Origin of the sequence: Streptomyces sp. Alt3, assembly GCF_030719215.1 — a bacterium.
Lineage (GTDB): Bacteria > Actinomycetota > Actinomycetes > Streptomycetales > Streptomycetaceae > Streptomyces > Streptomyces glycanivorans.
Window position 1 is genome coordinate 7,537,552 of sequence record NZ_CP120983.1, and the last position, 20,130, is coordinate 7,557,681.

General features: G+C 71.8%; 17 protein-coding genes. 13 read left to right on the forward strand and 4 right to left on the reverse strand.

Features of this window, described 5'->3' with window-relative positions; genetic code table 11:
* Positions 1-47 precede the first annotated feature (47 nt).
* The 3 genes from P8A20_RS33355 (at position 48) to P8A20_RS33365 (ending at position 3,387) form a co-directional block, all read left to right on the forward strand.
* Positions 48-500, forward strand: coding sequence for a hypothetical protein (locus tag P8A20_RS33355; protein WP_306104847.1), 453 nt, complete (start codon positions 48-50; stop codon positions 498-500).
* A 213-nt stretch (positions 501-713) separates the two neighbouring features.
* On the forward strand, positions 714-2,225 hold the full coding sequence (locus tag P8A20_RS33360; RefSeq protein ID WP_306104848.1) for an FUSC family protein: 1,512 nt from the start codon (positions 714-716) through the stop codon (positions 2,223-2,225).
* Between the two features lie 91 nt (positions 2,226-2,316).
* Positions 2,317-3,387 carry a lactonase family protein gene (locus tag P8A20_RS33365; protein WP_306104849.1) on the forward strand — a complete coding sequence of 357 codons (1,071 nt, stop codon included), beginning with the start codon at positions 2,317-2,319 and terminating at the stop codon, positions 3,385-3,387.
* A gap of 99 nt (positions 3,388-3,486) precedes the next feature.
* Here P8A20_RS33365 and P8A20_RS33370 read toward each other — a convergent pair whose 3' ends face one another.
* Both P8A20_RS33370 and P8A20_RS33375 read right to left on the reverse strand, forming a co-directional pair.
* Complete coding sequence (locus P8A20_RS33370; RefSeq protein WP_147962626.1) at positions 3,487-4,410, reverse strand: sirohydrochlorin chelatase; 924 nt, start codon at positions 4,408-4,410, stop codon at positions 3,487-3,489.
* Between the two features lie 138 nt (positions 4,411-4,548).
* Positions 4,549-5,541 carry an N-acetylglucosamine kinase gene (locus P8A20_RS33375; RefSeq protein ID WP_147962627.1) on the reverse strand — a complete coding sequence of 331 codons (993 nt, stop codon included), beginning with the start codon at positions 5,539-5,541 and terminating at the stop codon, positions 4,549-4,551.
* Positions 5,542-5,728: 187 nt separating this feature from the next.
* On the opposite strand from P8A20_RS33375, the gene P8A20_RS33380 reads away from it, so the two are divergent.
* The 4 genes from P8A20_RS33380 to P8A20_RS33395 all read left to right on the forward strand — a co-directional run bounded on the left by P8A20_RS33380 (position 5,729) and on the right by P8A20_RS33395 (position 10,043).
* Positions 5,729-6,406, forward strand: coding sequence for a uracil-DNA glycosylase (locus P8A20_RS33380; RefSeq protein WP_147962628.1), 678 nt, complete (start codon positions 5,729-5,731; stop codon positions 6,404-6,406).
* 379 nt (positions 6,407-6,785) lie between these two features.
* Positions 6,786-8,006 carry a saccharopine dehydrogenase family protein gene (locus P8A20_RS33385; protein WP_306104850.1) on the forward strand — a complete coding sequence of 407 codons (1,221 nt, stop codon included), beginning with the start codon at positions 6,786-6,788 and terminating at the stop codon, positions 8,004-8,006.
* Positions 8,007-8,131: 125 nt separating this feature from the next.
* A complete protein-coding gene (locus P8A20_RS33390) occupies positions 8,132-9,625 on the forward strand; it encodes an APC family permease (protein WP_147962630.1) in 1,494 nt (497 codons plus the stop codon).
* A 1-nt stretch (position 9,626) separates the two neighbouring features.
* A complete protein-coding gene (locus P8A20_RS33395) occupies positions 9,627-10,043 on the forward strand; it encodes a universal stress protein (RefSeq protein ID WP_306104851.1) in 417 nt (138 codons plus the stop codon).
* Positions 10,044-10,134: 91 nt separating this feature from the next.
* Here P8A20_RS33395 and P8A20_RS33400 read toward each other — a convergent pair whose 3' ends face one another.
* Entirely contained in the window at positions 10,135-11,220 is a 1,086-nt protein-coding gene (locus tag P8A20_RS33400) for a WD40/YVTN/BNR-like repeat-containing protein (protein WP_147962632.1), read from the reverse strand.
* A 226-nt stretch (positions 11,221-11,446) separates the two neighbouring features.
* A complete protein-coding gene (locus P8A20_RS33405; protein ID WP_306104852.1) occupies positions 11,447-12,508 on the reverse strand; it encodes a LacI family DNA-binding transcriptional regulator in 1,062 nt (353 codons plus the stop codon).
* Between the two features lie 215 nt (positions 12,509-12,723).
* Between P8A20_RS33405 and P8A20_RS33410 the strand changes: the two genes are divergently transcribed.
* The 6 genes from P8A20_RS33410 to P8A20_RS33435 all read left to right on the forward strand — a co-directional run bounded on the left by P8A20_RS33410 (position 12,724) and on the right by P8A20_RS33435 (position 20,109).
* Positions 12,724-13,968, forward strand: coding sequence for an extracellular solute-binding protein (locus P8A20_RS33410; protein ID WP_306105228.1), 1,245 nt, complete (start codon positions 12,724-12,726; stop codon positions 13,966-13,968).
* Between the two features lie 2 nt (positions 13,969-13,970).
* Entirely contained in the window at positions 13,971-14,900 is a 930-nt protein-coding gene (locus tag P8A20_RS33415) for a carbohydrate ABC transporter permease (RefSeq protein WP_306104853.1), read from the forward strand.
* 4 nt (positions 14,901-14,904) lie between these two features.
* Positions 14,905-15,804 (forward strand): carbohydrate ABC transporter permease, encoded by a 900-nt coding sequence (locus tag P8A20_RS33420; protein WP_147962637.1) that lies wholly within the window; start codon positions 14,905-14,907, stop codon positions 15,802-15,804.
* 52 nt (positions 15,805-15,856) lie between these two features.
* On the forward strand, positions 15,857-18,259 hold the full coding sequence (locus P8A20_RS33425; protein ID WP_147962638.1) for a beta-xylosidase/alpha-l-arabinosidase: 2,403 nt from the start codon (positions 15,857-15,859) through the stop codon (positions 18,257-18,259).
* 194 nt (positions 18,260-18,453) lie between these two features.
* On the forward strand, positions 18,454-18,873 hold the full coding sequence (locus P8A20_RS33430; protein ID WP_306104854.1) for a hypothetical protein: 420 nt from the start codon (positions 18,454-18,456) through the stop codon (positions 18,871-18,873).
* 135 nt (positions 18,874-19,008) lie between these two features.
* The gene (locus tag P8A20_RS33435) at positions 19,009-20,109 is read left to right on the forward strand and encodes an NADH:flavin oxidoreductase/NADH oxidase (protein WP_306104855.1); all 1,101 of its coding nucleotides are present in this window, start codon (positions 19,009-19,011) and stop codon (positions 20,107-20,109) included.
* Positions 20,110-20,130: the final 21 nt, after the last annotated feature.

Sequence of the window (20,130 nt, forward strand, 5' to 3'; positions counted from 1 at the left end):
GGCGGCCGGTGACGTGTCCGGTCGTGCCGCTCGTCGTTGACCAGGGCATGAACCTTCGGACCGCGTCCCTCGCGCTCGTCGCCCTGCTGAGTACGGCCGGGTGTGTCTCCGTCCAGTCCGAGGTGCGGAGGCCTGCCCCCGTGGTCTCCGGGCGTCCGGGCAATGCCCCGGCCGTGCAGGCGTCCACGCCGCCCGCCGCGCCGCCCGCCGTCCACGACGCCCTGGGGAAGGCGGAAGAGGAGCCGGAGCGCGCCGACGGCAGGAAGCGGAAGAAGGGGACGGGTGCCCCTGCCGGGGCGACGGTCGCGGAGCCGCCGCCCCGCGCGGAGCCCCGCAACCAGCCGCGACAGGTGATTCCCGCCCGCCCCGAGCCGCCGCGCCACGCAGCCGTGCCCCGCAGGCCCCGGCAGACCTATGACATGCGCACGGTCTGCGCGACGGGTCAGGGAGTCGCGTCCTCCGAGGTCGTCGACCTGTGCCGGACCACGTACGGCCGCTGACGACGCGAAGTGCGCCCGCGCGCCTGCGAGGCATTTCGCGGCCGACCTCGGCCATTGGTCGGTGCTTGGCCCATAGGAACGAGTATCTGGTGTGCCAATGGCACAGCCCTGTGGTCGTCTGTTGAGCCAGAGGTCGGCACCGTGGTGTGATGGCGCGGTCGATGGCGCTGCGGATTCCGCGGCGCCCTTTTGCGTGTGAAGGGGCGGGAAGCTGTGCTGAAGAGGGCGTTCGTGGCACCGGATCCGGGGCGGTTGCGGCTGCGCCACGCGACCAGGGCCGTCCTCGGTATCGGGCTGGCCGTGGTCGTCTGCGGGCTGGCCGGGCACTCGCTCGTCGGGGCCGTCACCGGCGGTCTCGCGGCGCTGTTGGCCCTGTTCACCGTGACCGACCCCACCGTGCGCGGGCAGGTGGTCACGACCGCGCTCCTGCCCGTGGTGGGGCTCCCCGTCCTCGCCCTGGCCGCTGTGCTGCACGACCTTCCCGTGGCCCGCGATCTGGCCTTCCTCGCGGTCATGGGCGCGGGCGTGTACGCCAGGCGGTGGGGACCGCGCGGGCACTCGCTCGGAGTGTTCGCGTTCATGGCGTTCTTCATCACGCAGTTCCTCCACACACTGCCGGGCCAGCTGCCCGAGCTGTACGCCGCCGTCCTGCTCTCCCTGCTCGTCGCCTCCGTCGTCCGCTTCGGGCTCTGGTGCTACGAGCGACGGCTGCCCGCGGCCCCCGTCCTCGCACCGGTGGCCGCGCGGGGGCTGGCCCGGGCGACCACCCGACAGGCTGTCCAGGCGACGGTCGGTGGGGCCCTGGCACTGCTCGCGGGCCAGTTCCTCTCCGGGGAACGCTGGTACTGGGCCGTGGGTGCCACCTGGTGGGTCTTCGTCAACACCACGTCGCGCGGCGAGACCCTGGTCCGGAGTTTCCGCCGCGTGCTGGGGACGCTGGCGGGCATCCCCGTGGGACTGCTCGTCATCGCGCCGCTGCACGGCTCGGCCCTGCCCTCCGCGGTCCTGGTGGCGCTAGGCGTCTTCGGGATCTTCTACACCGCCGCCGTCTCGTACACCTGGATGATGTTCTCCGTGACGGTCCTGGCGGGGACGCTCTACGGGCTGCTCGGCGTCCTCGACCCGGCGTTGCTCGCGCTGCGCCTCGTGGAGACCGGCGTCGGGGCGCTCGGTGCGACGGTGGCGGTGCTGCTCGTCCTGCCGGTCACGACCCACGCCACGACGGACGCCTGGATCCAGCGCGCCCTTCGCTGCGTGCACGCCTGCACCGCCGAGGCCGCCGCGCGGCTCGCGGGCTCGGCGACCGCCGACCCCGCTCCCCGTGTCGCCGAGCTGGAGGCGCTCCTCGGGCGGGTACGGCTGTCGCTCGGCCCGCTCGTACATCCGCTGAGCCCGTTCCGTGCCCGCAGGGCCCGGGCCGGGCAGGTGCTCGCGCTGCTCGACGTCTGCGTACGGGAGGTCCGCGGGCTGGCCTCCGTCGCGGCGGACCCGGAGGCGTCGCACGACGCCCGGCTGGCCGCTGCCTGCTGGCGGGTGGAGGCGTCGGTGGAGACGCTGACGTCGCGGGTACGGAGGTACCGTGCCGCGGACGCCGTCGACGGAGTCCTTCCGCCGGCCCATGTCGCCGAACCCGCGCTGGCCCATCTGCACAGCCTGGAAAGGGCGCTCGCGGAGCTCGCCGCGCCACTCCACAGCTCCCCGCGCTCTCCGCTGGTCGGCGCCTGACCCCGGTCGCCCGTTTCCGGTCCGGACCGGAAACCGCTGCCTGCTACCGTCGGCCGGGAAGATCGGGACGGACGTGAAGAGGGGTAGCGCGATGAGCGCCGACCACGTACAGCGGGCATTCATAGGATCGTTCACGTCGGCGGGCGGCCGCGGCGTCACCGCCGCCGAGGTCGACCGGGACACAGGCGCGCTGTCCGTTCTCGTGTCCACGGACGCCGTGCCCGATCCGTCCTTCCTCGCGGTCGGCCGTGCTCCGGGAACGGACGGCACCGTGCTCTACGCGGTGAGTGAGACCTCGGACGGCGCCGTCGCGGCGTTCGGCGTGGACGACGACGGCACACCGCGGCTGATCGGCGAGGCGCGGCCGGTCGACGGGAGCAGCCCCACCCATCTCGCCCTCGCCGCGGGACACCTGCTCACGGCCAACTACGGCTCCGGCGGTGTCACCGTGCTGCCCGTGCGGGACGACGGTTCCCCCGGTCCGGCCGTCGGCCTGCTGGTGCACGAGGGCCGCGGCCCCGACGAGGGGCGCCAGTCGGGCCCGCACGCGCACCAGGTCCTGGCCGACCCCTCGGGGAAGTGGGTGCTGAGCGTGGACCTCGGTACGGACTCCGTGCGCGTCTGCGCCCTCGACCCCGGCACCGGCTCCCTGCGTCTGCACGCCGAGACGGCCCTGCGGCCGGGCACCGGGCCACGTCATCTCGCCTTTCACCCCGCCGGGGGACACCTGTACGTCCTGAACGAGCTGGAGCCGACCGTCACCGTGTGCCGCTGGGACGCCGCGGAGGGCGTCCTCGAACCGCTCGGCGAGACGCAGGTGCTGCCGCACGACCACGACGAGGGCGGTGCGGGGCGTACGTACCCGTCCGAGGTGGTGGTCTCGCACGACGGCCGGTTCCTGTGGACCGCCAATCGCGGGCACGACAGCATCTCGGTCCTGACCCTCGACGAGACGGCCGAGAAGCCCGTCCTGGCGGCGGCGGTGGGCTGCGGCGGACGCTGGCCCCGCGACCTCACCCTCGACCCCACCGGCCAGTGGCTGTACGCCGCCAACGAGCACTCCGGGAACGTCAGCTGGTTCGCCGTGGACGCGGAGACGGGCATCCCGGTCCATGCGGGATCCGTCGAGGTCCCGGCCGCCTCCTGCGTGGTCTTCGCCTGACGGTCTCCGCAACGCGACCGGGCGCAGCCGTACGACGACGGGGCACGGACAGGCAGAACCTGTCCGTGCCCCGTCGTCGTACGGCTACTGCGGCGCGCGTCAGTGCGCCTGGGCCCCCTGCGGCGTCGCCGGGGTGATCCCCAGGGTCGTCGCGTACAGCGAGAGGACGAGCTTGCCGATGGCCGGGTAGGCGCCGAGCGGCTCGGCGGTCGCGCAGCCGGCCTCCTTGGCCGCGGCGTCCAGCAGCCCCGCGTCGATCTCGGGGCCCACCAGGTACGGCGCGAGCGCGAGCTGCGCGGAGCCCGAGTTCTGCAACTGTGCCGCGATGGAGGCGACCGAACCCTCCACGTCCAGGGCCGCGGCCATCACCGGCACGGCGAGGCGGGCTGCCAGCAGCATTCCGGTGATCCCGGCGGCCTGTACGGCCTCCTCGCCGCCCACCGTGGCCAGCACGATGCCGTCGGCGGCGGTGGCCACGGTGAAGAGCCTCGCGCGGTCGGCGCGGGCCAGGCCGGCCTCCGAGAGGCGCACGTGCAGTGCCTCGGCGAGCAGCGGGTGCGGACCCAGCACATCGGTCAGCTCGGCCTGTGTGCCGCTGTCCATGACCGCCTGCCGTATGCGCCGGATCATGGCGCTGTCCGGGCCGGCGAGCAGCGGCACCACGACGGCGGACGGGCCCGAGGGCTCGGGGACCTCACGGCCCGCGGCGGTGGCCTGCTCGTAGCGCGCGGTGCGCTCGGCGGCGGCATGGGTGAGTACGGAGGCAAGGGTGGGATATTCGGCGTCGTCGCCGTCTAGGTAACCGATCTGCGCGTTCAGGCCGGGCAGCTCGGAACGGGCGATGCTGATGACTTCCTCGGCCAGGCTGCGCGAGGCCGGGGAAGGAGTACCGGGAAGGGCGAGAACGAGCGCGGCAGCGCCCTCAGGTGCGACCACGGGCTCCGGGCGGCGGTGCCGTCCGGACTGGCGAGGTCGCGGCATTCGTACAGGCAGGCCGGAAGCGGGCCCAGTGGGGGTGCTCATGGCGCCGCATGCTACTGGTTTTGGGTGCCCCTCTGTTCGGGGAGGGGGCGGTCAGGCGTTATCTGTCCGTATATGTCTGTTGAGCGGCATAGCGGGTGACTGACCTGCTCTGTCCCGACAGTCGATCGGTCGAATCGCCTACGTTACTCCCGGTACGAACAGCAGGGACGGGTGGGGCGGCAGTCGCAGCCCCGGTCCGGCGAGGCTCCGGGCGATCTCCAGGGCACCGTGCAGCGGGTCGCCCTCCGCCGGGACCACGCGCGCCTGCGGAACCTGCCGGGCCAGCTCCCTGTGCAACGGCCCGAGAAGGGGCTCGCCCATGCGGAACAGCCCACCGGTCAGAGCGATTTCGTAACCGCCGGGACGGGATCCTGCGGGGCGGGGACACACCGCGGCCGCCGCCTCGGCGACATGCGCCGCGGCCTCCCGCAGGATCCGCGCCGCGACCTCGTCCTCGGCGGCGCAGGCCCCGACCTCGGGGGCGAAGGAGGCCAGCAGTGCGGGACGGTCCGTGCGCGGATAGAGGAGGCCCGGCAGCCCGGTGGCCGGACCGTGGACCGCCTCGAGCCGGGCCAGCAGCGCCGGTGAACCACCGCGCCGTCCGTCGTGGGCCCGCATCGCGGCATCGAGTCCGGCCCGGCCGATCCAGGCGCCGCCACCGCTGTCCCCCAGGAGATGGCCCCAGCCGTCCGCCCTGCGCCACGACGTCAGGTCGGTGCCGAGCGCGATCATGCCCGTGCCGCCCGCGACGACCGCGCCGGGCCGCCCGCCCAGGGCTCCGGCGTAGGCGGTCACGGCGTCGGCGGCGAGCGCGATACGCCGTACACCCAGGGAGCCGGCGAGGGCCTGCGGCAGCGTGGACCGCAACTGGTCGCCGAGGGTCGCCATTCCGGCCGCTCCGACGGCCGCGGCGGCGACTGCCGCCCCGGGGCCCGCCTGTTCCAGCAGCCTGCCGACGGCGGGCAGCACCTGCTCCAGCAGATGACCGGCGTCGATGCCGTCCGCACCCGTCCGTACCGGCTCGGCGCAGACGGTGGTGAAGGCCGCGCGTCCAGTGTCCGCCGGTGCGAGGGCCACGCGAAGCCCGGAGCCGCCCGAGTCGACGCCGAGGACGAACCCGCCGGCGCTCACGGCAGTCGCCGCCGTGCTCGGTCACCGCACGTCACGGACACCGCTGTCGGTGGACGAATGCCTGCGCGCCTCATGCATGCTCTCCGGGGGAGTGGAGGACTGACGACGACCGGCACCCTACCGTCGGGTGCCACCCCGTCGGGCCGCATGATCACCCGGAGCCGTGTGGGCCGGTAGAGTGACGGTTGTGGCAGCGCGACCGTTGAACGAACTTGTGGAGCCCGGCTGGGCGAAGGCGTTGGAGCCCGTGGCGGGCCGCATCGCCGAGATGGGCAATTTCCTCCGTGCCGAGATCGGAGCGGGCCGCACCTATCTTCCTGCGGGGAAGAACGTGCTGCGCGCCTTCCAGCAGCCCTTCGACGACGTACGTGTCCTGATCGTGGGTCAGGACCCCTACCCGACGCCGGGGATGGCCATCGGACTCAGTTTCGCGGTGGCGCCCGATGTCCGGCGTCTGCCGGGCAGCCTGGAGAACATCTTCAGGGAACTGCACTCCGACCTCGGTCTTCCCCGGCCGTCCAACGGGGACCTGACGCCGTGGACGCAGCAGGGGGTGCTCCTGCTCAACAGGGCGCTGACCACGGCGCCGGGCAAACCCGCCGCTCACCGCGGCAAGGGCTGGGAGGAAGTGACCGAACAGGCGATCCGGGCCCTGGCCGCACGGGGCAAGCCCATGGTGTCCGTGCTGTGGGGGCGGGACGCCCGCAACGTCCGGCCGCTCCTCGGTGACCTGCCCGCGGTCGAGTCTGCCCACCCGTCCCCGATGTCGGCGGACCGGGGCTTCTTCGGATCGCGCCCCTTCAGCCGCACCAACGATCACCTGGAGCGTGCCGGGGAGAAGCCGGTGGACTGGCGTCTGCCGTGAGCGGTGCCGCGGGGAAGGGCGCACACGCCGGGTTCCCGGCCCGGCGCCTCGCATAGGTTCCCGTTCCGGGGGCAGGAGACCCTTCGACCCGAGCTCCTGAGGCACACCCCCCCCGTGTCTCCGCGAGCACCCGGCCCCATCGGCATCCCCCTGCCGGTGGGGCCGTTCTCTTCTCCGCCGGTGCGAAGACCCGGGAGCCGCGGGCAGGGCCCGGAGCCCGTACGGGTGGCGCCCCGGCCGTGTGTAGCCCGGACGCGGGACACCGCTTCGACGGGTCGCCCCCGCCGGGCGGCGCGGCTGTTAGCGTCCCCACTCCACCGGACCTGCCGGGCCGGCCGCAGCCGTCGCCGCGGCAGAAGCAGCAGAGGAGTGGTGTCCCATGCGTGTCCTCCTGGTCGGCGCAGGGGGCGTGGGTACGGCGATCACCCGGATCGCGGCCCGTCGCCCCTTCTTCGAGTACATGGCGGTCGCCGACTACGACGTGGCCCGTGCGGAGAGCGCCGTCGCGGCTCTCGCGGAGAGCGGTGCCCGTTTCGGCGCGCTCCGGCTGGACGCCTCGGATCCCGCAGCCGTGCGCGCCGCCCTCAAGGACCACCGGTGCGATGTGCTGCTCAACGCCACGGACCCCAGGTTCGTCATGCCCCTGTTCGAGGCGGCCCTCGCCCACGGCGTGCACTATCTCGACATGGCCATGTCCCTGTCCCGGCCGCACCCGACCCGCCCCTACGAGAAGTGCGGCGTCAAGCTCGGGGACGCGCAGTTCGAGCGCGCGGCCGACTGGGAGGCCGCCGGACGGCTCGCACTGGTCGGGATGGGCGTGGAGCCGGGCCTGTCGGACGTGTTCGCCCGGTACGCCTCCGACGAACTGTTCGACGAGATCGAGGAGATCGGGATCCGTGACGGCGCCGATCTGACGGTGGAGGGCTACGACTTCGCCCCGTCCTTCAGTATCTGGACGACCATCGAGGAGTGCCTGAACCCACCGGTCGTCTACGAGGAGGGCCGGGGCTGGTTCACCACCGAACCCTTCAGCGACCCGGAGGTCTTCGATTTCCCGGAGGGCATCGGGCCCGTCGAGTGCGTCAACGTCGAGCACGAGGAGGTGCTGCTCGTCCCGCGCCGGCTCGATGCCCGGCGCGTCACGTTCAAGTACGGGCTGGGCGACGAGTTCATCGGGGTGCTGCGCACGCTGCACAAGCTGGGTCTCGACCGTACGGAACCCGTGTCCGTGAAGAGCGGTACCGGCAACGCCAGGGTCTCGCCCCGCGACGTGGTGGCGGCATGTCTGCCCGATCCGGCCGGGCTCGGTGAGCGCATGCACGGTAAGACGTGCGCGGGCACGTGGGTGAAGGGCGTCAAGGACGGGCGGCCCCGTGAGGTCTACCTGTACCACGTGGTCGACAACCAGTGGTCGATGCGCGAGTACGGCTCCCAGGCCGTGGTCTGGCAGACGGCGATCAACCCCGTCGCCGCCCTCGAACTCGTCGCGAGCGGTGCCTGGGGCGGCACCGGGGTACTGGGACCCGAGGCCATGCCACCCCGGCCGTTCCTCGACCTGCTGACCGAGTACGGCGCCCCGTGGGGCATGCGCGAGCAGTGACGGGACCGGTGCGCACGAACGGCCCGGGACGGCCCGGCCGGACGTGCGCGCCGGGAACGGCCTCCCTAGCATGTGGAAGGAAATATTCCGCCTTTACTTCAGGCCTGTGACCCGAGTGAGGGAGCATGGCAGAGGACAGTGCCGGATCAGCGCCTCCGGCAACCTTGAAGCCGGACGCGATCGGTTTCGTCGACGCGCTGGTCATCGGACTGAACGCCACGTCCCCCGCCTACTCGGTGGCGGCGGTGATCGGTCCGATCGTCGCGCTCGTGGGCATCTACGCACCCGGGGCCCTCTTCGCCTCCTTCGTGCCGATGCTCCTCATCGCGTCGGCCTTCTACTACCTGAACAAGGCCGACCAGGACTGCGGGACGACGTTCTCCTGGGTGACGCGCGCCATGGGGCCGTGGACCGGATGGCTCGGCGGCTGGGCGATCGCGATGACCGGTGTGCTCGTGGTGGGCTCACTGGCGGACATCGCCGTCAGCTTCGGACTCCTGGCCGTCGGACTCGACAGCTGGGCCGAGAACACCTTTGTCCGCCAACTGCTCACCGTGCTGCTGATCCTGGTGATGACCGGTCTGTGCGTCATCGGGACCGAGCTGTCCGCCAAGGTCCAGAACGTCCTGATCCTGGCTCAGGTGGCGTTCCTCCTGGTGTTCGTGATCGTCGCCCTCTACCGCGTCTACGCGGGCACGACGTCCTTCGACTCCGTCAGACCCTCGGCCGAGTGGCTCAACCCCTTCGGGGCGGGCGGCGCGGCGCTGACCAGTGGTCTGCTGCTGGGCGTGTTCATCTACTGGGGCTGGGAGTCGGCGGTCAACCTCACCGAGGAGGTCGAGGACTCCGCGAGCGCTCCCGGGAAGGCCGGTGTGTGGTCGACGGTCATCCTGCTGGTGACCTACCTGTCCGTCGGCTTCGCGGTCGTCGCGTTCGCCGGAACGGCGTACCTGGCGGAGAACGCCGGGGAGGAGGAGTTCATCTTCGCCCTGCTCGCCCGCGAGGTCATGGGGGGCTGGGACTGGATCGTGCTGCTCGCGGTCGCGACGTCGGCGCTCGCCTCGACGCAGACCACCATCATCCCGGCGTCGCGCACCGCGCTCTCCATGGCCCGGCGCAGGGCGCTCCCCGCTCACTTCGCCCGGATCAGCCCGCGCTTCCGTACGCCCGACGTGAGCACGTGGTGGGTGGCCGCCATCGCCATCGCCTGGTATCTCGTCGTCAGCCAGATCAGCGAGAACGCCCTATTCGACTCGCTGACCGCGCTGTCCCTGCTCATCGCCTTCTACTACGCGCTCACGGGCGTGGCGTGCGCCGTCTACTACCGTCGTCATCTGACGGAGAGCGTGCGCAACTTCCTCCTCATCGGCCTCGGCCCGGTGGTCGGGGCAGGTCTGCTGGCCTGGCTGCTCGTCCGGTCGGTCATGGATATGTCCGACCCGGCGAACTCCTACAGCGGAACGTCCTGGTTCGGGCTCGGGCCCCCACTCGTCATCGGCATCTGCATCAGCCTCATCGGTGTGGTGATCATGGTCGTGCTGCGCTTCCGCTCGCCGTCGTTCTGGAACGAACGCAGAGGCGTCGTCGACCCGGGCCTCGTGCACGGCAAGGAGTCCTGAGATGTCCGTGGTCCTCGGATACGACGAGTCGCCGGGCGCGGCGCGTGCCCTGCGGGTGGCGATCGACGTGGCTTCCGCGTTCGACGAGCGGCTCGTCCTCGTCTACGGGGCGGCGCCGCCCGGTCCCACCGGTGAGGAGTACCGGGCCCACTACGAGGCCATCGCCCAGGCCGGGCGCACGGGTCTGGAGCACGCGGTCGCCTCGGCCGAGGCGGCCGGTGTGCCGGCCATGGTCGAGGTCATCGACCTGAGCCCGGCGCAGGCCCTGATCGAAGCCGCCTCACGGTACGGGGCGAGGGTCATCGTGGTGGGCAGCTGGGGCGAGAGCCCGATCCGGGGGGCGCTGCTCGGCTCCACCCCGCACAAGCTCCTGCACCTGTCGACCGTTCCGGTGCTCTGCGTGCCGACCGAGGTGTGACACGCCGACAGGTGGGGCGGGCGTTCGACGCCGTGGATCTGCGCACCCACCCTCCGGCCGCCCCCGCTCCGTCGGCGGGCCCGTGCCCCCGTCAGCCGATCACCGCCGCCCGGACGCAGAGCACGTCCGGCAGGTGCGAGACGAGCTGCTGCCAGCTGTCGCCGTCGTCCGCGCTCGCGTACACCTCGCCGTTGCGGTTGCCGAAGTAGACGCCTGCCGGGTCTGCGTCGTCCGTGCAGAGCCCGTCCCGCAGCACGGTGCCGTAGTGGTCGCCGTCCGGAAGGCCTCGGGTCAGGGGCTCCCAGGTCTCGCCCGCGTCCCGTGTGCGGTACACGCGGCAGCGATGGCCGGCCGGGACGCGGTCGGCGTCGGCGTTGATCGGGAAGACGTAGAAGGTGTCCGCGCGGTGCGGGTGCGCGGCGGCGGCGAAGCCGAAGTCCGACGGCAGACCGGCGCCGATGTCCTTCCAGCGCTTCCCGCCGTCGTCGCTGCGGAACACGCCCCAGTGGTTCTGCAGGTAGAGGCGGTCGGGGTCCGCGGCGTCCCGGGTGACCTTGTGCACGCACTGGCCGAACTCGGGATCGGGGTCCGGAAGGAAGACGGCCGAGACGCCCTTGTTGGAGGGATCCCAGCGCTCACCGCCGTCCTCGGTGCGGAAGACGCCCGCCGTGGACACGGCGACGGTCACCGCCCGGGCGTCCCTCGGGTCGGTCAGGATGGTGTGGAGGCCTTCGCCGCCCCCGCCCGGAACCCACCTGGACCGGGTCGGGTGCTCCCAGAGCGGCCTGACCAGTTCGAAGGACTCGCCGCGGTCGTCCGACCGGAACAGCGCGGCCGGTTCGGTCCCCGCGTAGACGACGTCCGGGGCCTCCGGGCCGGCGGGGTGCAGCTGCCAGACCCGCTCCAGCGACGCGTCGGTGAACTGCGGGAACTTCACCGCGGGTTGCTTCGGCTCCACCCAGCTCGCGCCCAGGTCGTCGGAGTGGAAGACCGACGGCCCCCAGTGCGCGCTGTCCCCGCCGACCAGGAGTCTGGGTGTCCCCCCGCGGGTGTCGATCGCGATGGAGTAGATCGCCTGGGCGTTGAAGTGCGGATCACCGAACTCCCATGTCCCGCCGCGTCTGCGGCCGAGGAAGAGCCCTTTGCGGGTGCCTACGGTGAGCAGTACGTCGGTCATGACAGGACCTTCCCGATACGCCGTTGTGCCGGATACGGATCAGTCTGCACCCCGCCACTGACAACGGCCCGTAGCGACGGCACCGGCCCCGGACCGCAGCGGTCGTGGAGGAGCACCGGCCGGGCCGCGCGCCTCATCCGCCGGGCCGGGCCGCAGCGGCCCCGGGGCGTCAACGGGGTCCGCCCCTCCGCGTGTCCGGGTCAGCAGGCGGGGGTCATGCCGCGCCTTACCGGTGTGCGGGCGGAGCCGTGCTGCTGCGGACCACCAGGCTCGTCGCCAGGTCGACCCGGGTGGTCGCGGGCTGCCTGCCACGGCCGAGGTCCAGGACCAGCCGGGCCGCGGTCTCGGCCATCTCTATGAGCGGCTGGCGCACCGTGGTCAGCGGCGGACCGATCCAGCGGGTGAGGGGCAGGTCGTCGAAGCCGACCACGCTGAGGTCCTGAGGGATCCGCAGCCCCAGCTCGCGTGCCGCCTCGTAGACACCGAGCGCCTGGAGGTCGTTCCCGGCGAAGATCGCGGTGGGAGGTTCGGGCAGCCGCAACAGCTCGAGGGCGGCCGTGTAACCGTCCTCGTGGTTGAACTCGCCCTCCCGGACCAGCGCGGGGTCCATCGGCACGCCGGACGTCTCCAGGGCGGCGCGGTAGCCGTCCAGCCGCGCGCGGCTGCACATCATGCGGGCCGGCCCGCCGATGATGCCCACGCGCCTGTGCCCCAGGCCTGTCAGATGCCGGGTGGCAGCGAGACCGCCCTGCCAGTTCGCAGCCCCCACCGACGGGATGTCGTCACCCGGGTCACCCGCCGGATCGACGACGACGAAGGGGATGGAGCGGCTGGTCAGCTGGGCGCGCTGTGCCGCGTCGAGGTCCGAGAGCACCAGGATCACTCCGGCCGGGCGGCGGGCCAGGACACCGTCCACCCACGTCTGGCCCGGGGTGAGCCGGCCCGCGCTCTCCGAGAGGACCAGGCTGAGGCCCTCCTCCCTGGCGACGTTCTCGACGCCCCGGACGACCTCCATGGCCCAGGCGCTGTCCAGCTCGTGGAAGACCAGGTCGATGAGCTGGGACTGCTGGGAGGCACCACGCCTGCGGCGGTAGCCGTGGCGCAGCAACAGCACCTCCACCTTCGTGCGCGTGCCGGGGGCGACGTCGGCGCGGCCGTTCAGCACCTTCGAAACTGTCGGAGCCGAAACTCCGGCCGCTCGGGCGATCTCTGCCAGCGTGGCGGTGCTCTCCGACGACTCGTCGGCGGACGCCTTCTCCTGTGGGGACTGGACCTTTGCAGGGCTCATGCATGAATCGTAGCTCCCCCGCCGTCCTGAAATCGCGTGTGGACAGGGTTCGTAAATCCTTGCTCCTGCCCTCTTGACTGGTCCGAAACACGACCGTACGGTTCCGGCAACATTCGAAAGGCACGCCGAAACATTCGACAGAGGGTGCGGTCATGCGGTCGGGGATTTTCACTCAGGGCACACGTACGACGAGATGGGCCGCGGCGGGTGCGGCGATGGTCATGGCCGGAGTGCTGGCCGGCTGCGGATCGGGAGGCGGCGGGAGCGACAGCGGAACCATCACCGCCTACGTCTACGGCGACGACGCCGTCAAGGTTCAGCAGGCCGCGGTCGACACCTTCAACAAGACCTCGAAGGTCAAGGTCAAGCTGGTGTCGGTTCCCGGCACCGACTATGTGAACAAGCTGCGCAGCGCCATGGGATCACCCAGCGCCCCCGACGTCTTCTTCAACTGGGGCGGCGGCTCCATCAAGCCGTACGTCGACTCCGAGGACCTGGTGGACCTGACGTCGACGATCAAGAACGATGCCACCCTCAAGGACGGCTTCCTCCCGTCGATCATGACCGCCGGCGGTCTCGAGGGGAAGGTCTACGGGGTACCCATGCGCGGCATGCAGCCCGTGATGCTCTTCTACAACAAGACCCTCTTCGCCGAGCACGACATCGAGCCGCCCAGGACCTGGGAGGACCTCCAAACGGCCATCACGACCTTCAAGGCCGCCGGCATCACCCCGTTCGCGCTCGGCGGGTCGGACAAGTGGCCCGAACTCATGTGGATGGAGTACCTGCTGGACCGGATCGGCGGCCCCGAGGTCTTCCGGAAGATCCAGGACGGCGACACCCAGGGATGGGGCGACCCGGCGGTGCTCGAGACGGCCCGGACCGTCAAGGAACTGATCGACGACGGCGCGTTCGGCAAGAACTTCAACTCCGTCGACTACGGCAACGGCGGAGCGCCGACCCTCCTCAACAAGGGCAAGGCCGCCATGCACCTCATGGGCTCGTGGGAGTACTCGACCCAGCTGGGCAAGGCCCCCGAGTTCGCGAAGAAGGACCTCGGCTGGACCGCCTTCCCGACGGTCGCCGGCGGAGTGGGGGACCCCGCGAACGTGGTGGGCAACCCCACCAACTACTGGTCGGTCAACGCCCGGACCAAGCACAAGGAAACCGCCGTCGCGTTCCTGAGGACGATGGCGTCGCAGACCTACGCGCAGGCCCTCGTCGACAACGGCGACGTCCCCACCACCTCCGGCGCGGCCTCGATGCTGAGCGGTTCGCCCAACCCGCAGTTCGCCACCGACCAGTACGAGATGGTGCGGAAGGCCCCGAGCTTCACCCTCTCGTGGGACCAGGCACTCGAAGCCCAGTACGCCACGCCGCTGCTCACGGAGATCAGCAAGCTGTTCGCCGGCAAGACGACCCCCGAGCAGTTCGTCGAAGCGATGAAGGCCGCGAAGTAACCATGCCGCACCACACTCCGGTCGCGAGGAGGCACGGAGACAGGAAGGCGGCCGTCGGTGACGTCGGCCGCCCGCCGGTCGCCTGGGCCGTCCCCGGCATCCTCTTCTTCGCCGTCTTCGCGATCGTCCCCCTGGCGATCGCCGTCTACCTCTCCTTCTGCACCTGGGACGGGCTCGGCTCCCCGGCCCCGACAGGGCTGGACAACTGGTCCCGGCTGTTCAGGGACTCCGAGTTCGGCCAGGCCGCCTGGCTGAGCCTCGTGCTCACCACGATCAGCTGGGTCTTCCAGACCCCGGTGGCCCTGCTGTTGGGCGTGTGGGCGGCGGGTCGTCAGCGCAGCCGCGCGTTCCTGTCGGCGATCTTCTTCATCCCGCTGCTGCTCTCCACCACCGCGATCGCGATGCTCTTCCACGCCCTGCTGGACCCGAATTTCGGTGTGATCCGGACGATCGGCCCCTGGCTCGGCATCGACCCCGCCGTCATGGGATCGTCCACCGGCGCCCTGCTCGTCGTCGCCTTCGTCGGCGGCTGGCAGTTCATGCCGTTCCACACGCTGATCTACCAGGGTGGCGCCCGGCAGATCCCCGAAGTCCTCTACCAGGCCGCCTCCATCGACGGCGCCGGGACGGTGAGGCAGTTCTTCCACATCACTCTGCCGCAGCTGCGCCACACGATGACGACCTCGTCGGTCCTGATGATCGTCGGCTCGCTGACCTACTTCGACACGGTGCTCATCATGACCAAGGGCGGACCCGGCACGGACACGACGATCCTGCCCTACCTGATGTACCGGACCGGCTTCCAGACCTACGACCTCGGCTACGCGGCGGCCATCGCCACCGCACTGGTCGTCGTGGCCACCGGTATCTCGCTGCTCATGGTCCGCCTCAGCGGCTTCGGGTCCATGCGGTCCACCCGGGAAGGTATGTGACGAGATGTCGATCGACACCCGCGCCGCTGCGCCGCAGCACCGCACGACACCTGCCGCGCCGCGCCGTGGCCGCCCGGCCCGCCGGCGCAGGCTCCTGGGCAACCCGGTGGCCGGATTCGGCCCGCTGATCTGGCTCCTCGTCGTCCTGGTGCCGCTCTACACCCTGGTCTCCGCTTCGCTGATGCGTCAGGACGAGGCGCTGAACGGCGACCCGCTGGCGATCCCGACGGACCCGACGTTCGAGAACTACCGCACCGTGCTGGACAGCGGATTCCTCACACTGATCGGGAACACCGCGCTCGTGGCGGTGGCCACGGTGGCCATCGTGCTGGTGCTCTCGGTCCCGGTGGCCTACGTGGCGGTGCGCACCCGCAGCCGCCTCTCGTCGCTCGCCTTCCGCACCTTCCTGCTCGGCGTGGCGATCCCGGCGCAGGCGGTCATCGTCCCGCTCTACCTGATGATCGGGAAGCTGGGGCTGTACGACACCCTGTGGGCGATCATCCTGCCCACCGCGGCGTTCGCGATGCCCGTCGCCGTCCTCGTGCTCAGCGGCACGATGCGTGACGTCTCCGAGGAGATGTACGAGGCGATGGCCCTCGACGGTGCCTCGCCCGTACGCATGCTGTGGCAGTTGGCCGTTCCGCTCTCCAGGGCGGGGATCAGCACCGTCGCGATCTTCTCCGCGCTGCAGGCGTGGAACGGCTTCCTGTTCCCGCTGATCCTCACCCAGTCGGAGGAGCGGCGCGTACTGACACTGGGACTGTTCAACTTCATGAGCCAGTTCGGAGTGAACATCCCCGCGGTGCTGGCAGCGATCGTCCTCTCCGTCATACCCATCTTCGCCGTGTACCTCGTGGCCCGGCGGGCGCTGATCAACGGACTGATGGGGGTGGGCGGCAAGTAGCACACCGACGCCGCCCCGGACCACAGCACTCATGAGAGGAACCTCTGCCGTCATGGCAATCCACCCTGCCCCGCAGGCCCGTCAGGCCGATCCGCCCCCCGCCGTCGACGGCCCGTGGCGCGACCCCTCGCTCGACCCCGAGGTGAGGGTGGCCGACCTGGCGGCCCGGATGACGCTCGAGGAGAAGGCCGCCCAGCTGTACGGGATCTGGGTGGGCGCCGACGCCGAGGGCGACGGAGTCGCACCGCACCAGAACGACATGGTCGACCCGGTGGACTTCGAGGACATCACCACCCGCGGACTCGGCCAGCTCACCCGTCCGTTCGGCTCCGCCCCGGTGGACCCGGGAGTCGGCGCCGTCTCGCTGGCCCGCGCCCAGGCCAGGATCGTGGAGGCGGGCCGGTTCGGTGTCCCGGCGCTCGCCCACGAGGAGTGCCTGGCCGGCTTCACCGCCTGGGGTGCCACCGCCTACCCGGTGCCGCTGGCCTGGGGGGCGGCCTGGGACCCGGAGCTGGTCGCCGAGATGGCGCACCGCATCGGCAGCGACATGCGTTCGGTGGGTGTCCACCAGGGCCTCGCCCCGGTCCTGGACGTGGTGCGTGACCTGCGCTGGGGCCGTGTCGAGGAGACCATCGGCGAGGACCCCTACCTGGTCGCGACCATCGGCACGGCGTACGTCCGCGGACTGGAGTCCTCCGGGGTCGTCGCCACGCTCAAGCACTTCGCGGGCTACTCGGCTTCGGCCGGCGCACGCAATCTCTCCCCGGTGCGTGCCGGAGCCCGGGAGATGGCCGACGTGATCCTCCCGCCGTTCGAGATGGCGGTCCGTGAGGGAGGCCCACGCTCGGTGATGCACTCGTACGCCGAGATCGACGGAGTGCCCGCCGCGGCCGACCCGGCCCTGCTCACCGGCCTCCTCAGGGACACCTGGGGCTTCACCGGAACGGTCGTCGCCGACTACTTCGGCATCGGCTTCCTGGAGACCCTGCACCGGGTGGCCGAGAGCCGCGGCGACGCCGCCCGTCTCGCACTGACGGCGGGAGTGGACGTCGAGCTCCCCACCGTACGCAGCTACGGGGACGAACTGGTGGCCGCCGTACGCGACGGACTCGTGGCCGAGGAACTGGTGGACCGCGCCCTGCGCCGGGTCCTGCTGCAGAAGTGCGAGCTCGGCCTGCTCGATCCGGACCGGGAGGTCCTGCCCGCCGCGCTCGACGGGGTGGATCCGGAGCAGGCGCGCGGCAGCGTGGACCTCGACCCTCCGCGCAACCGTGCCCTGGCCCGGCTGCTCGCCGAACGCTCCTGCGTGCTGCTGGCCAACCCCGGTGGCGCGCTCCCGCTGGCCGGCACCGGACGGATCGCGGTGGTGGGGCCCCGCGCCGACGACCCGCTGGCCATGCTCGGCTGCTACTCCTTCCCGAGCCACGTCGGGGTCCAGCACCCCGACGCACCCATGGGCATCGTCGTGCCGACGGTGCTGGAAGCGCTCCGCGAGGAGTTCCCCGGCGTGGACGTCGACCACGCGCAGGGCTGCGAGGTGGACGGCACGGACGCCTCCGGGATCGAAGGCGCCGCGGCGCTGGCTGCCGGGGCGGACGTCTGTGTGGCCGTGCTCGGGGACCGGGCCGGACTGTTCGGCCGCGGAACCTCCGGTGAGGGCTGCGACGCCGCCGACCTGGCGCTGCCCGGTCTCCAGGGCGAACTCCTGGACGCACTGCTCGCCACCGGGACCCCGGTGGTCCTGGTGCTGCTGACGGGCCGTACGTACGCCCTCGGCGGGCGGGCGGACCGGCTGGCCGGTTGTGTGCAGGCGTTCTTCCCCGGCGAGGAGGGCGGGCCGGCGCTCGCGGGCGTGCTCTCGGGACGGGTCAACCCCTCCGGCCGGCTGCCTCTGGGTGTGCCCGACGGCCCCGGCGGTCAGCCGTGGACGTATCTGCAGCCGCCGCTCGGCCGGGCCAACGGGGTCAGCAACCTGGACCCGACCCCGCTCTACCCCTTCGGCCACGGGCTCTCGTACACCTCGTTCGCCTGGGAGGCCGGTGCGGACGTGCCGGCCGAGCTGCCCACCGACGGGGAGACCGACCTCGCGATCACGGTGCGTAACACCGGCGACCGCGACGGCGCCGAAGTCGTCCAGCTCTACGCCCACGATCCGGTCGCCCAGACCACGCGGCCCGAGGCCCGGCTGATCGGATACGCCCGGGTTCAGCTGGCGGCGGGGGAGTCCCGCAGGGTCGGGTTCCGCTTCCACCCGGACCTGGTCTCGTTCACCGGGGCCGGGGGACGCCGGATCGTCGAACCCGGCGCCCTGGAGCTGCGCTTCGCCACCTCCAGCGACATCGCGGACGTCAAGCACACGGTGCGGCTGCGCCTCACCGGGCCCGAGCGCACCGTCGACCACCGGCGCCGCCTGGTCTGCGCCACGTCCGTCGACGAGCCGGCCGCACCGAAGTGAGTGCGGACGCGGCGCCCGAGGGGCGGGCCGGGTGGAGCCGAAACTTTCGGAGACACCCGCCGGCAGGGCACGGCCGACCCGACGTGGTACTCCAGAACCTCGTGGTGGGCGACGGCGGCATCCAGCCCGGCCGTCCGGGCCCGCCGGGAAGTCTCCGGCCGAGCTGACCGGAGCAGGACGAGGAGGCGACAGGAATGGGTATCGAGATCCAGGACCCCGAGGGGCGCGGCGCGACGCTGGAGGTGGCCCCCGGGCCCGCGGAAGGGCCTCTTCAGGTCGGCATCGTGATCGGCGGCCCGTCGGCACGCACCTCCTGGTCCTGCACCCCGGCCGCCGCCCGGGAACTCGCCGCGGTCCTCGTCACGGCGGCGGCCGAGGCGGAGAGCGCCCGGGAGTCGGAGCCCGTCACCGTCGCGGCCCGCGATCTCCTGCGGGGCGACGTACGGGACGGGGACCGGCTCATGACGGTGGAGGCCGTCAGGGCGGACGGTGCGAACGTCCAGGTGACCTGGACATCCGGAGCCGGACGCAGCTGGAGCCAGATGTACGAGGCCGATGCCGCTGTCCGGCTCCGGCGCAGGCTGCGACCGGGGACTCGGCAGACCGGTTCATAGTTCGAAGGAAGTCGTAGTACGGCAAGTGTCGTAGTACGGCGAGTTTCGTAGTACGGTGAAGCTCGTACGAAACGACGGCCCGGCGCGCCCGGGCCGTCCTGCCGCCCGTAGCCTCCCGCGGAATCGGAGCCCCTTGTGAGTGCACTGTTCGAGCCCTACGCCCTGAGGTCGCTGACCGTTCCCAACCGCGTCTGGATGGCGCCGATGTGCCAGTACAGCGCCGCGGCGTCCGGCCCCGACGCCGGAACGGCCAACGACTGGCACTTCTCCCACTACACGGCGCGCGCGGCAGGCGGAACCGGCCTCGTGCTGGTCGAAGCCACCGCCGTCAGCCCCGAGGGCCGGATCAGCGCCGCGGACCTGGGCATCTGGAACGACCGTCAGGTGGACGCCTTCCGCCGCATCACCGCCTTCCTCGAAGGCCAGGGAACGGTGCCGGGAATCCAGCTGGCCCACGCCGGGCGGAAGGCGTCGACCGGCCGCCCCTGGCAGGGCGGCGGCCCCGTCGCCACCGACGACCCCGAGGGCTGGCAGCCCGTGGGCCCGAGCCCCCTCGCGTACGACGAGGGTCACACGGTGCCCACCGAGCTCAGCGCCGAGGACATCCAGCAGGTCGTGCGCCAGTTCGCCGACGCGGCCCGCCGGGCGCTCGACGCGGGATTCCGGGTCGCCGAGATCCACGGGGCGCACGGCTATCTGATCGGTGAGTTCCTCTCCCCGCACAGCAACCACCGCACCGACGCCTACGGCGGCTCCTTCGAGAACCGCACACGCCTCGCGCTGGAGGTCGTGGACGCCGTACGCGCGGTCTGGCCCGAGGAGCTGCCCCTCTTCTTCCGTATCTCCGCCACCGACTGGCTGACCGAGAACGCGGACGACCCCCGCGAGGGCTGGACCGCCGACGACACCGTCCGCTTCGCACGCGAGCTCCTCGCGCACGGCGTCGACCTGCTCGACGTCTCGACCGGGGGACTGGCGCCGAAGGCGCGGATCCCCGTGGAGCCGGGCTACCAGGTGCCGTTCGCCGAGCGCGTGCGCAAGGAGACCGGCCTCCCGGTCGGCGCCGTGGGGCTGATCACCGACCCCGTGCAGGCGGAGAAGATCCTCGCGGACGGCAGCGCCGACGCCGTCCTGCTCGGCCGCGAACTGCTGCGCGATCCCTACTTCGCCCGCAACGCGGCACGTGCGCTCGGCGGTGACGTCAGGGCGCCCGAACCGTACGGCTACGCGGTGTGACGCAGCGTCTGTGGGTACGCT

Coding starts and splice junctions, on each gene's coding strand:
- P8A20_RS33355 (WP_306104847.1), top strand. CDS start 48: ATGAACCTTCGGACCGCGTCCCTCGCGCTCGTCGCCCTGCTGAGTACG.
- P8A20_RS33365 (WP_306104849.1), top strand. CDS start 2,317: ATGAGCGCCGACCACGTACAGCGGGCATTCATAGGATCGTTCACGTCG.
- P8A20_RS33370 (WP_147962626.1), bottom strand. CDS start 4,410: ATGAGCACCCCCACTGGGCCCGCTTCCGGCCTGCCTGTACGAATGCCG.
- P8A20_RS33385 (WP_306104850.1), top strand. CDS start 6,786: ATGCGTGTCCTCCTGGTCGGCGCAGGGGGCGTGGGTACGGCGATCACC.
- P8A20_RS33390 (WP_147962630.1), top strand. CDS start 8,132: ATGGCAGAGGACAGTGCCGGATCAGCGCCTCCGGCAACCTTGAAGCCG.
- P8A20_RS33395 (WP_306104851.1), top strand. CDS start 9,627: ATGTCCGTGGTCCTCGGATACGACGAGTCGCCGGGCGCGGCGCGTGCC.
- P8A20_RS33400 (WP_147962632.1), bottom strand. CDS start 11,220: ATGACCGACGTACTGCTCACCGTAGGCACCCGCAAAGGGCTCTTCCTC.
- P8A20_RS33405 (WP_306104852.1), bottom strand. CDS start 12,508: ATGAGCCCTGCAAAGGTCCAGTCCCCACAGGAGAAGGCGTCCGCCGAC.
- P8A20_RS33410 (WP_306105228.1), top strand. CDS start 12,724: ATGGTCATGGCCGGAGTGCTGGCCGGCTGCGGATCGGGAGGCGGCGGG.
- P8A20_RS33415 (WP_306104853.1), top strand. CDS start 13,971: ATGCCGCACCACACTCCGGTCGCGAGGAGGCACGGAGACAGGAAGGCG.
- P8A20_RS33420 (WP_147962637.1), top strand. CDS start 14,905: ATGTCGATCGACACCCGCGCCGCTGCGCCGCAGCACCGCACGACACCT.
- P8A20_RS33425 (WP_147962638.1), top strand. CDS start 15,857: ATGGCAATCCACCCTGCCCCGCAGGCCCGTCAGGCCGATCCGCCCCCC.
- P8A20_RS33430 (WP_306104854.1), top strand. CDS start 18,454: ATGGGTATCGAGATCCAGGACCCCGAGGGGCGCGGCGCGACGCTGGAG.